The sequence below is a fragment of the Segetibacter aerophilus genome, assembly GCF_007991655.1.
GTDB lineage: Bacteria > Bacteroidota > Bacteroidia > Chitinophagales > Chitinophagaceae > Segetibacter > Segetibacter aerophilus.
In genome coordinates this window covers 168,951-180,881 of sequence record NZ_BJYT01000001.1, presented here as the reverse complement: position 1 = coordinate 180,881, position 11,931 = coordinate 168,951, and the positions used below count along the sequence as shown (strand labels likewise).

At 41.3% G+C, this 11,931-nt stretch carries 12 protein-coding genes; 8 read left to right on the top strand and 4 right to left on the bottom strand.

Annotated elements, in window-relative coordinates; genetic code table 11:
• Positions 1-38 precede the first annotated feature (38 nt).
• The 3 genes from SAE01_RS00740 to SAE01_RS00730 all read left to right on the top strand — a co-directional run bounded on the left by SAE01_RS00740 (position 39) and on the right by SAE01_RS00730 (position 3,219).
• A complete protein-coding gene (locus SAE01_RS00740; protein ID WP_147201614.1) occupies positions 39-1,262 on the top strand; it encodes a Tm-1-like ATP-binding domain-containing protein in 1,224 nt (407 codons plus the stop codon).
• Between the two features lie 35 nt (positions 1,263-1,297).
• The gene (locus tag SAE01_RS00735) at positions 1,298-2,155 is read left to right on the top strand and encodes a phosphoenolpyruvate hydrolase family protein (RefSeq protein ID WP_147201613.1); all 858 of its coding nucleotides are present in this window, start codon (positions 1,298-1,300) and stop codon (positions 2,153-2,155) included.
• A gap of 107 nt (positions 2,156-2,262) precedes the next feature.
• Positions 2,263-3,219, top strand: coding sequence for an alpha/beta fold hydrolase (locus SAE01_RS00730; protein WP_147201612.1), 957 nt, complete (start codon positions 2,263-2,265; stop codon positions 3,217-3,219).
• A gap of 348 nt (positions 3,220-3,567) precedes the next feature.
• Here the strand turns inward: SAE01_RS00730 and SAE01_RS00725 are convergent, their stop codons facing one another.
• The 3 genes from SAE01_RS00725 to SAE01_RS00715 are packed head-to-tail and all read right to left on the bottom strand — an operon-like array spanning position 3,568 to position 5,292.
• On the bottom strand, positions 3,568-3,822 hold the full coding sequence (locus SAE01_RS00725) for a type II toxin-antitoxin system RelE family toxin (protein ID WP_147201611.1): 255 nt from the start codon (positions 3,820-3,822) through the stop codon (positions 3,568-3,570).
• Between the two features lie 3 nt (positions 3,823-3,825).
• On the bottom strand, positions 3,826-4,020 hold the full coding sequence (locus SAE01_RS00720) for a hypothetical protein (RefSeq protein WP_147201610.1): 195 nt from the start codon (positions 4,018-4,020) through the stop codon (positions 3,826-3,828).
• Positions 4,021-4,041: 21 nt separating this feature from the next.
• Positions 4,042-5,292, bottom strand: coding sequence for a Zn-dependent hydrolase (locus SAE01_RS00715; protein ID WP_147201609.1), 1,251 nt, complete (start codon positions 5,290-5,292; stop codon positions 4,042-4,044).
• 168 nt (positions 5,293-5,460) lie between these two features.
• Between SAE01_RS00715 and SAE01_RS00710 the strand changes: the two genes are divergently transcribed.
• From SAE01_RS00710 to SAE01_RS00690, 5 genes are all read left to right on the top strand, one after another.
• Positions 5,461-5,934: a low molecular weight protein-tyrosine-phosphatase gene (locus tag SAE01_RS00710; RefSeq protein WP_147201608.1), complete on the top strand. Its 474-nt coding sequence runs from the start codon at positions 5,461-5,463 to the stop codon at positions 5,932-5,934.
• A gap of 87 nt (positions 5,935-6,021) precedes the next feature.
• Entirely contained in the window at positions 6,022-7,383 is a 1,362-nt protein-coding gene (hisS, locus tag SAE01_RS00705; protein WP_147201607.1) for a histidine--tRNA ligase, read from the top strand.
• Positions 7,384-7,495: 112 nt separating this feature from the next.
• The gene (locus SAE01_RS00700) at positions 7,496-7,903 is read left to right on the top strand and encodes a hypothetical protein (RefSeq protein ID WP_147201606.1); all 408 of its coding nucleotides are present in this window, start codon (positions 7,496-7,498) and stop codon (positions 7,901-7,903) included.
• 263 nt (positions 7,904-8,166) lie between these two features.
• On the top strand, positions 8,167-9,258 hold the full coding sequence (gene rlmN / locus SAE01_RS00695) for a dual-specificity RNA methyltransferase RlmN (RefSeq protein WP_147201605.1): 1,092 nt from the start codon (positions 8,167-8,169) through the stop codon (positions 9,256-9,258).
• A gap of 143 nt (positions 9,259-9,401) precedes the next feature.
• Complete coding sequence (locus SAE01_RS00690) at positions 9,402-10,415, top strand: fatty acid desaturase (RefSeq protein ID WP_147201604.1); 1,014 nt, start codon at positions 9,402-9,404, stop codon at positions 10,413-10,415.
• Positions 10,416-10,743: 328 nt separating this feature from the next.
• On the opposite strand, the gene SAE01_RS00685 is transcribed toward SAE01_RS00690, so the two are convergent.
• Positions 10,744-11,775, bottom strand: coding sequence for a hypothetical protein (locus tag SAE01_RS00685; protein WP_147201603.1), 1,032 nt, complete (start codon positions 11,773-11,775; stop codon positions 10,744-10,746).
• Positions 11,776-11,931 lie beyond the last annotated feature (156 nt).

Here is an 11,931-nt window from a genome sequence, read left to right as displayed (position 1 = left end):
GTGTTATTTTTTTCAAAACCAACTCGTACATCAACATCTTGAAAGCAGGCGGTAGCATATTAATCCTGGGTTGTTTCGACACAAAAAGCGAGGAATATTCCTTTCTGTATAACTGCATTGAGGCTGAGGGTGAAAGTATAATTGCCATGAACACAGGTGTGATGCAATCCGACGTAAAATTTCCAATTCGTTTTGATGCCGATGTGGTGGCTCGTGAAGCAGGGTTTTCATTATCAGATTTAAGAAAAAAAGGTGATCGGGGACATGCCGTAACTGTGATGGGCAAGGGAGCCGCAAAAATTGTTGCAGCGTTAATGAAGGAAAATAAGATTAAGGGAGCTATTGCAATGGGTGGAGGAGGCGGAACTTATATCGCTATTACGGCGATGCAGGAAATCGCATTAGGCATACCGAAAATTTGTTTATCAACGATGACGGGGAAAGACTTGTCAGGCTTAATTGGAAGCCGTGATATCATTTTATTCCCTTCTATTGTAGACATGGCGGGCCTAAACAGCATTAGTAGGTTGCTAATAAAGCAGGCTGCCGCTAGTATCTGCAGCATTTCAAATGTAAGTGCCGAGGAAGCGTCTAAAACCAAAGGACGGATTGCAATAAGTATGTTTGGCAATACTTCCGCTTGCGTGAATCTCTGCACGGAATTGTTGAAAAGTAAAGGATATGAAGTATTCCCTTTTCATGCAAATGGAATAGGCGGCCGAACGATGGAGGCGTTAATTAGCGAAAGGTATTTTAATGCTGTGCTAGACATTACCACTACTGAATTAGCTGATGATTTGTGTGGTGGAATTTGCAGCGCTGGTCCTAGCCGGATGGATGCCGCTGCCAATCTAGGCATACCACAAGTAGTTGTTCCCGGATGTTTGGATATGGTTAATTTTGGACGAGTAGAGACAGTGCCTTCCCATTATAAAAACCGCGAGTTGTATAGCTGGTCACCAGAGGTTACGTTAATGAGAACAAATGAAGAAGAGAATAAAATTCTAGGCGAAAGGCTCGTACAAAAAGTAAGGAAATCACTTACACCTGTTGTTATTTTAATACCGGTAAAAGGAGTTTCGCAGATAGATATAGAAGGTGGAGTATTTCACCGCCCGGAAGTTGATAAAGTACTTTTTGAAACAATCAAGGCAAATAGCATAGGTAAAATACCTGTCGTTGAAGTAGATGCACATATCAACGATGCAATGTTTGCAACAAGACTGGTAAGTACATTATTAGAGATAATTGAAAAGAATTAAGCCCCAAGCAAAATTTCAAAAAACAAAAGATTTATATGCCTAACAAATGGACCGGAAGAGGTAACCCTTATAGTAAACAGGAAGTGAGAGATCGTTTACAGTTAACCTTGACTCAAAACAAAGCCATTATCGCAGCCGGCGCCGGCACAGGTATTAGTGCTAAGTTTATCGAGAAGGGTGGTGCGGACTTAATCATCATCTATAATTCGGGGCGGTTTAGAATGGCCGGCCACGGTTCCACCGCCGGTCTTATGGCATACGGTGATGCAAATGCTGAAGCGCTAAACATTGGTGAGTTTGAGGTCTTACCTGTGGTAGATGAGATCCCTGTTATTTGTGGTGTGCATGGTTCTGATCCCCGCCGTAGAATGTGGCATCATCTGCTGAAGGTGAAGGAAATGGGATTTTCTGGTGTAAATAATTTTCCTACACATTGTATCGTGGATGGACATTTTAGAAACGTGCTCGAAGAAACGGGAATGGGTTTTATTAAAGAAGTTGAAATGGTGAGGCTTGCAACAAAAATGGATCTCTTTTCAATAGTGTATGTTGCCAAACCAGAGGAAGCAAGGTTGATGGCAGAAGCGGGTGCTGATGCGATTATATCACACGTAGGTACTACAGTTGGAGGCTCGGTAGGTGTGGTAGAAGCCACCGTGACTATGGAGAATGCGATCTCGTTAACTAAAGAAATTATGGAAGCGGGAAAGAAGGTAAATCCTGATATCTTTTTCCTGGCTCACGGAGGACCGATAAACACGCCTGAAGACGTACGTATCATACTGGATGAAACAAAAGTTCATGGCTTTGTGGGCGCCTCATCGTTAGAACGAATGGGTGTTGAAAAATCGCTTACTGACCTTACAAAAAGATTTAAAGAACTGACATTATAATACATTTTCATGGCACTATCGTTGCGTCATGTTTCGCTACTTAATCTGCATGAAGGTTGAAGAACATATTCGTGTAGATAGCTTTCTAAAACACAGCGATGAACGTTATGAAGACACTCTTTATTCTTTTAATTTTTTTGACAGCGATATCCAACTCATTTTCACAACAACTCTCATATCCTTACCCGGTTCATTACCTGAATGTTAGTATTGAAGGCCGCGATCATAGGATGGCTTATATGGATGTAACGCCCGCTAAACCAAATGGAGAAGCCGTTTTGTTACTACACGGAAAAAATTTTAATGGTTATTATTGGCGGGATGTTATAGCAGCCCTTATCAAAGAAGGATACCGGGTTGTCCTGCCCGACCAGATTGGATGGGGGAAATCTGACAAACCGGTTATTCACTACAGCTTTCCATTGTTGGCCAATAATACCAAGAAGCTGCTTGATACTTTAGGCATTACAAAAGTGAATGTAGTGGCCCATTCAATGGGTGGAATGCTGGCGATACGGTTTGCCGTAATGTATCCTACCATCGTTTCGAAATTAGTTCTTGAAAACCCTATCGGCCTCGAAGATTATAGTCTCTTCGTTCCATATCAGTCAACCGATAAACTTTATGAAAACGAAAAGCAGTCCACTTACGAATCTTTAAAAAAGTACCAGCAATCGTATTATCCTGAATGGAAACCGGAGTATGAACAATATGTGCAAGCTCAATTAGACGCTTCTATGATAGGAAACAAAGACACTAATGCCCTTGTCTCAGCTATTACCTACCAGGTAATATATGAGCAACCTGTGGTGTACTACTTTGACAAAATTCAGGCTCCTACCCTACTAATTATCGGGCAGGAAGACAGAACAGTTGTAGGTAAAAATTTGCTGAACGACGAGCAAAAGAAACAATACGGACAGTACCCCACTCTTGGAAGAAAAACAAAAAATGCTATAAAAAATTCAATACTAGTGGAAGTTCCCGGCGTCGGTCACATACCTCACATACAAGCCTTGCCTACGTACTTAAAACGTCTTCTTACTTTTCTAAAGAGACCCTAAGGGTATCCAATTAGAAGACGAACCTTATCGCGAAATAGCTATAAAATTTAACTTTGAATTAGTGGCAAAATAATCATCTTTAAAAGCATGCGAAGAAGTAGAAATTTAATAAGAAGACAAACCATTCATGTAGACAAACAAGGTGAGCTAAAATCAAAAAACTCGCCAATGCATCCTATGGTTATGTTTAAACAACAAATCATTTTGATTTTAGCGACATGGGCCGCGTTCATTTTGTTCCTTTTATTTTCTCACCAATTACCGGCTTTTGACTTTTAGCGATTACTAAGAATGATCAAGGAAAGATCTAAACTAAATTAAAGTTTTAACTACCCCTCCTCTTTAAAATTATCCTTTGTAAGCATCTTTTCGATGCCTAATTCTTTGAACTTCTACAATTTTAATTACATCTTCGATTGTATATATTATTCGGTAATCTGCCACTCGGATTCTAAAAGCTTCCTCACCTTTCAACTTTTTCACCCCTTCAGGTCTTGGATTAGTTGCAAGGTTATCGATAGCTTCAACAATTTTTCTACTATAAGGTAGAGTGATTTGAGCTAATTCTTTAAGAGCTGATTTCTTTACCTCGATCGAATACATATGTTACAATTTACCTTCATCTAGTAATTGTTGTTTCGCCTTATCCCAAGGTATTGTCTCTTCATTTCTGCGAAGTTCAATTGCTATAATATCATAAACATCTTCCAGTTGTTCATCATTCTGTCCCAGAAGGTCAAGGTCAATCTGCATTACCCGGTGATTATTCGACTCGTTTTTCAGTATAGTTATAGCGTCCATATTGTTACCTTTTTTTCAAATTTACAAATTATAAGGCTCATGCTTCAAAACCTCCAACACTGTCCCATACAATACTTCCGCACCTAACGCCAAATCTTTGTAAGAGGCAAATTCAAGTGGGTTGTGGCTAATACCATCTTTACAGCGGACAAATATCATAGCGTAATCTGTAGCATAGCTTAGCGCCATAGCATCATGGAAAGGTCCACTCATAAGTTCGGGAGCATCGAGGTTAAGATTATTGCATTGCGCATGGATAATCTGTTTGAGCCAATCCGCGCAATAGCGGGGTTCACTGTTCCAGTCTTCTGTAATGGAATAAGTAAGATGATGTTTGCCACAAATTGCTTCTATCTGTTCACGAAGTTGCGCCTCATACATGTTGCGGCGACTAAGATCAATATCACGAAGGTCAACGGTAAAAGTGACTTCTTCGGGAATGACATTTCGACTTGCCGGAAAAACATTCATGGTCCCTACAGTACCAACAGTAGGTGCATCAGGAATTTGTGTAGCGATTTGGCGAAGGGCAAGAATAATTTCAGCTGCACCAACAAGTGCGTCCTGGCGAATGGGCATGGGCACCGATCCGGCGTGGCCGGCCATTCCCTTCAGCTTTACTGTCCACCATAAAGGACCGGAAATGCCCGAAACAACACCAATGGGTTTATGGGCAAGATCAAGCACAGGCCCCTGCTCTATATGCAGCTCAAGGAAACAATGAATGGAGCCGGGTGGGTACAAGCTGTCATCAAATTTCTTGGGATCGCAGCCAAAGTCTATCAGTGCCTGCCGACGGGTAATCCCATCTTTGTCTGCCCTGTCCAATTCGCCTTCTTCAAGACGACCAAGAATACCGCGGCTTCCAAACAAACCTTTGTTAAAGCGCCAGCCCTCTTCATCAGCAAAGGAAACCACCTCTATAGTTCGCTCGGGTTTTATGCCTTTTTCGACAATTGTTGTAACGGCCTCAATAGCGCATAGCACTCCTGCTACACCATCAAACCGTCCACCATAAGGTTGACTATCTAGGTGCGAGCCCATCATCAAAACCGGTAGTTCTGGCTTGGTTCCTTCCAGCCTTCCTATGAGATTTCCAAAGTTATCAATCCTGGTTGTCATGCCTGCTGCTTGCATCCAGGAGGAGGCAAGTTCGAACGCTTGTTTCTCGCTAGGCGAAAGTGTGGGACGATTGGTGCCGGTTTCGCCGAGCTTTCCAATTTCACTCATTTGCTCAAAGTGCTGTTCGAGGCGGATAGAGTTGACGGTCATTGCAGTTGGTTTAATTCAAAAGTAGAAAGTAAAAAGTCAAAAATAACCTCACTTTTTCCTTTTGCCTTTTGACTTTCTACTTTCATGGCAAGGCTATCTACTTTTTGCTTCAGCTAGCTACAGCTCCGTTCGATTCATCACTTATCCACTAATAGTTATCTTTGCCGCATGAAGATTTTAATGGTTTGCCTGGGCAACATTTGCAGAAGTCCGTTGGCAGAAGGCATATTAAAAGATAAAGTAAGAAAAGCCGGCCTTGATTGGGAAGTGGATAGCGCAGGAACGTTGGGACGCAATGAAGGCTGTGCGCCGCACAAGTTTTCACAAAAGGTGGCGCTTGATAACGGGCTGGATATTGGGGAAGCAAGGTGTCGTTATTTTACTAAAGAGGACATGAAAAATTTCGACAAAATCTATGTGATGGATGACGAAAATTATCTTGATGTAAAAAGAATAAGTGGCAATAATTGGGACTCCGGCAAAGTCGATCTTATCTTAAACGAACTGTATCCAGGCGAAGACCGGATAGTGCCCGATCCATGGTATGGCGGTGAAGAAGGTTTCCGCAAAGTGTATGAAACGCTCGATCAAGCTTGCGATGCCATCATTAAAAAGTACGCTGCGGGTATGCACGTGGTTTAATTGCAATCCTTACTTTAAAGGAAATCTGAAGCAAAAAGCAAAAAGTAATAATCAGTAAAATAAAAGCCGTTTGGGCTGGGGCGACACATGAAAGCAACATTACCGCAAGGGACAAGAGATTTTTCGGCAGAGATAGTCAGTAAAAGAAATTTTATTTTCAACACAATCAGAACTGTTTTTGAATTGTACGGGTTTCAACCACTTGAAACACCGGCCATGGAAAACCTCGACACCCTGATGGGCAAATACGGAGAGGAAGGTGACAAGCTCATTTTTAAGATTTTAAATAATGGCCTCGATAATCCTTCAAAGCATCTGCAAGCCCGGCAGGAGCTTGAAAAAGTACTCGACGGAAAAAATACAAAAGGCCTAACCGAGCGGGCTCTCCGCTATGACTTAACCATTCCGTTTGCAAGATATGTGGCTATGAATTTTGGTCAGCTCACACTCCCTTTTAAGCGGTATCAAATTCAGCCCGTGTGGCGGGCGGACCGACCTCAGAAAGGAAGATACCGGGAGTTCTACCAGTGCGATGCCGATGTGGTAGGCAGTACCAGCCTTTTAAATGAGGCCGAGCTTACAAGCATTTACAGCAACGTTTTTAAAAAGCTCGGAATAGATGTAGAAATCAGGATCAACAGCAGGAAAATACTGGCGGCGTTAGCAGAATTGTGTGGTGGTTTAGACAAGATGATGGATATAACTATTGCCATAGACAAGCTGGATAAAATTGGAATGGAGAAAGTAAAGGAAGAACTTTCTCAAAGAGGTTTACAAGCAGACCAAATCGCGAAAATTGAGAATTATCTTTTAATAACCGGAAGTAACGAAGAAAAGATCCTTGCACTACAAGATCTGATTGGAGGCATAGAAACGGGTAAAAAGGGAATTGCTGAAATAGAATTTCTACTAAGCTTCCTTCCGTCGTCAGTCATCGGTCAATTGTCCGCCGATTTTACACTTGCGCGCGGCCTTAACTATTACACCGGGATAATTTTCGAAGTGAAAGCCAAAGGCGTACAAATGGGAAGTATTGGTGGAGGTGGAAGATATGATGACCTCACAGGCTTGTTTGGCGTGCCAAACGTACCCGGGGTTGGGATCAGCTTTGGCGTCGATAGAATGTACGATGTGATGGAAGAATTAAAACTCTTTCCGGCAACTGTGCAAACAGGGACGAAGGTGTTGTTTTTTAACCTGGGCGAAGCAGAAAGTAAAACAGCTTTTGGATTGATGCAGCAGCTGAGAGATAAAGGAATTTCAGCAGAACTGTTTCATGAAAACGCAAAGTTTGATAAGCAGTTTAAGTACGCAGATAAAAAAGGTATTGCTTATGCGGTTATAATAGGAAGCAAGGAACTGCACGAAGGAACTTGTATGGTTAAAGATTTAAAGAAGGGTGAACAAAAAACAGTATTACAGACCGAGCTAATTATCACTGATTTTTAGGAATTAAGAAAAGTTTTGGATAATTGTTTGTGGCCGAAGCGGCTTTAACAGTAAGGGGTGTTAAACGAACAGTTTCTGGTACTGTATTGGCTTTTGTGATGTAAAAAATAATATGAAAATTCCCCTACTTCTAATCATAGCCGCTTCAGTTACAATCATAGGTTGTAGCAGTAGCTCCTACCCTGACTCACGCCAGTATCCGCAATCACGCCAATATCCGTCTGGTTCTGACAGGTATCCTTATCCAACGTATCCCTCAAATAATGGGCGAAACGGAGACCTGATTGTTACAAGGGATGGTAGAGTCTTGGACAGGAATGGACGAATTGTTGGAACCACTAGAAATGTCCCTTCGAACCAAGGCAGGCAGATTTACGGATCACGACAAGGAAGGCCGTATTACGAGAATGAACGAAGACGAAATGAACGTTACAACAATCGCCGCAACGACGAACGGTACGAAAAGGAGTACCGTGGCAACAACAACCGCCGCAATGGAAATTATTATGACAATAAGTAATCACTGATTGTACAAAGAGGTGAAAGGGATTTCACCTCTTTGTATTTGCGATACAATGGGTTGGAAAGATTTGGTAACTAAGTAAAAGGCTGACAAAAAAGCTTAAAGTACAAGTGAGTGACACAACGATGTTTAATATTTATTCAAAAGTTTGTTCCCACAAGAGCCTTACAATAAATTTTGTCAAATATTTCTCCTCGATTTCAGAAAACTTTACATATTATAATCCTGCACGAGATGGCGGCTCACTTACCTTTGCAGCCATGAAATCACAAAAGAATATTCGTCACTTGAGTCTAGAAGAGTTGACGAATTACTTTGAACAAATTGGTGAGAAAAAATTCAGGGCCAAACAAGTTTACGAATGGCTTTGGCTGAAACAGGCCCATAGTTTCGAGGCTATGACGAACCTGAGCAAAGAATTAAGGACTACACTACAAGAACATTTCACACTACCTGCACTAAAGGTAGAGACTACCCAATACAGTGAAGACGGAACGGTAAAAAGCCGCTTTAAAACAGTGGAAGGCCATATGGTTGAAGGTGTTTTGATACCTGCCGATGAACGCCAGACTGCTTGTGTCTCCTCACAGATTGGTTGCAGCCTTAGTTGTAAGTTTTGCGCCACCGGTTACATGGAACGCAAGCGAAATCTTGATTACGATGAAATTTATGATGAGGTTGTTTTGCTGAACCAGCAGGCCAACAAAGTGTATAATAAAAAGCTTAGCAACATTGTTTTTATGGGCATGGGCGAACCGTTGCTCAACTATAAGAACGTACTAAAAGCCATTGAGAAAATAACTTCACCCGAGGGACTGGGAATGAGCCCGAGACGAATAACCGTTTCGACGGCGGGGGTTGCAAAAATGATCAAACAACTGGGCGATGATAAAGTACGTTTCAATCTTGCATTGAGCTTGCACGCGGCAAATGATGTGAAGCGTAACGAGATTATGCCGATCAACGAAAGCAACAACATCAAAGCGTTGATTGAAGCTTTGAACTATTTTTATAAGCAAACCGGAAACGAGATAACTTTTGAATACATCCTGTTTCAAAACTTCAATGACTCGATAAAAGACGCGGACGAACTGATAAAAATTTATCGCCAGGTTCCCGCAGATCTTGTAAATATTATTGAATACAACCCTATCGATGCCGCGAAATTTCTAAAACCAGATGAGGAAACCGTAGAAAAGTTTATGAATCATCTGTCAAAAGCACGTGTAAACGCTCGCCTAAGACGGAGCCGTGGTAAAGATATAGATGCCGCGTGCGGCCAACTTGCCAACAAAAACACACTTGAACTTGTTGAGAAAATGAATAATGAACAATTAACAATGAATAATTAATAATGAGTGGAGAAGCTCAGATTATTCATTATTCATTTGTAATTATTCATTAGCCCCTCTCCTTAAATTATTGTTAGTCTGTATTCTAAATAGAAATATCGGCCTAAATTGTACCCCATTTCATAACACAAACACCAGCAGCCTTGGAAAAAAACTTTAAGTGGTCCGATGAAAGTGAACCACACAAACAGCGGACAAAAGAAATTATTACAAAGCACCCTGAGATTCGTAAGTTAATAGGAAGAAACCCCTACACAATCTTTGTTATTCTGTTGTGTGTGGGAGTACAGATCACTCTGGCTGTCTTATTAAAAGAGGCCAATTGGTGGTTAGTTTTTGGCGCGGCTTATCTTATTGGCGCGTTCGCGTGCCACACGCTTTTTGTTTGTATTCATGAATGTGCACATAATCTCCTTTTCAAGAACAGGATGGCTAACACATGGTCAGGTATCTTGGCCAATTTGCCGCTTGTTTTCCCTAGTTCAGTTTCTTTTCAGAAGTATCATATTAAACACCACTCTTTCCAGGGTGTGGAAGAATTAGACGCAGATATGCCCTTTCAATGGGAGGCGCGTTTAATTGACAACTCAAGGATCGGCAAAGCCGTCTGGTTGTTATTCTACCCTATTTTTCAATTACTCAGGCCTATGCGTCTAAAGGAAATTGCGATTTGGGACAAGTGGACAGTGATCAACTGGATCGTTCAATTTAGCTTTATGGCTGCCGTTGTATACTTCCTTGGCGCCCACAGTGTTGTTTATCTTGTAGCAGGTTTCTTCTTTTCTGTTGGTCTTCATCCGCTGGGTGCACGTTGGGTGCAGGAGCATTATCTTACTCACGGCGACCAGGAAACCAAGAGCTATTATGGCGTCCTAAACACAGTTAATCTAAACGTGGGCTATCACAACGAGCACCACGATTTTCCTTCAGTAGCCTGGAACAGGTTGCCTAAAGTAAAAAAGATTGCCAACCAGTATTACGATACATTAGGTTATCATACTTCTTACACGGGCTTACTTTTCCGCTTCCTGTTCGACAAAAACATCTCTATTTATTCCCGTGTTGCCCGTGCAAATCGCGGCAAAGTAAAGGTGACTAAAGAGCATGTTATACCAGCCGCAAAATTGGTTGAAACAGGTGATGAAGTAATCGCTTAAATAATAAAACATATTTTACAGAAAGGGGATGCTTGCGCATCTCCTTTCTGTTTTTAATACTTTTTTGACGGACGATACAACTGTCCTCAACATCGTTGTGTCACTCCCTTGTACTTTCAATCTTTCTATTCCCCTTTTTTCAATTTGAGATAATACAAGCTTCGTCGGTCTAAGGAGTTAATAGGCGATGTTGCAGCAGTGTTAGCTAAAAAAAGATTTGGCACTTTATGAAACCAGCAAAGGCACACAAATGTCTGAGCTGTATCAACTTTAAATGAAAAAGCCCTTGCTATTTGCAAGAGCCTTTAAAATATTTCTACATGAATTCTTACTGGTACTGGATGTAAATGGGTTTTGGCACAAACTGCAATAGTTCCTGTGGCGTGTACAATTGGCTTGCTCCTGTTTTGGTATCATTGTGATAAAACAATTTGAAGCCGGTGAATTGAACAGGCTCTTTTTTAATATACCTGAGATACGTCGACCTCTTAAGAAATTTCGGTCCCCATCCGTCCATGTCCATCACGATCTGTACTTCAGGAACTTTTTTGATCTGATCAAAACCTGTTACCATTCCCTGGGTGAAACGATGGACAACTAAAATCTTAGGAGGAAGGTTATTTTTTCGTACTAATTCAGCCAGATAATCGATTGCAGTATTAATATCATCAGCATTAAAAGTTCCGATTTTGCTACCTGGCACCTCACCATTTTTAAGAGAAAATTCCGGATCAATTCCCAGGTGCACGTTTGCCATTTTTAAATATGGTTCAAGAAGAGGCACTTCCGTCTTAACGTTACTATGAGCAACTTGTATGTCGACAAACACCTGCCCGTTAATTTCCTTCGCCCAACTTAATATGGTATCAATCTGCTTAAAAGGCATGCGGTAGCGATACATATTATCCTTTTGCGGAGTTCCTTGCGCAGTAACTGCCACGTAATGCAGCGCAGGAATGACTGGTATAGAAGGATCTGCAGCCTGCCACTTGGCTACCTCACCCTTAAGCTTTGCAAGCATCTGATTTTTAGGTAACTCACCCAAAATGCCCATTTTTTTAGAAAAAAGGTTACCATAGTAAGCAACGATTCTATTAAAAGGCAGTATTGCTCCTGCTAAAGGATAAGGGGCTTTTGCAGGCCACTTGCCGGTTGTATCGCCATTCGTTAAATCTCTAATTATTTTATCGTAAGCTGCAGTGTCAACAAGTTTTCTCACAGGTTCGCCAGCAGGCTGTCCTTTTTCATTAGTAACATCTGCCTTTTTTTCATTCCCCGCAGGAGCCTGGCTGCAACCGATAGAAACGATTAGCAGTAAGGGTAATAATTGCATTCTTTTCAAGGAAAATCTATTTTTCATAACGGTCAAATATATTCTAAAATAGATTGAAGACAAGTCATAGTTCTAAACATTGTCACTTGTGTATTATGTAGGTTTTAAATCAGTTTACTACCGTTTACAGATTCTCCTAATATAAATTTTACAGCCATTTAAGGCTGGCGAAGAATTTGTCTT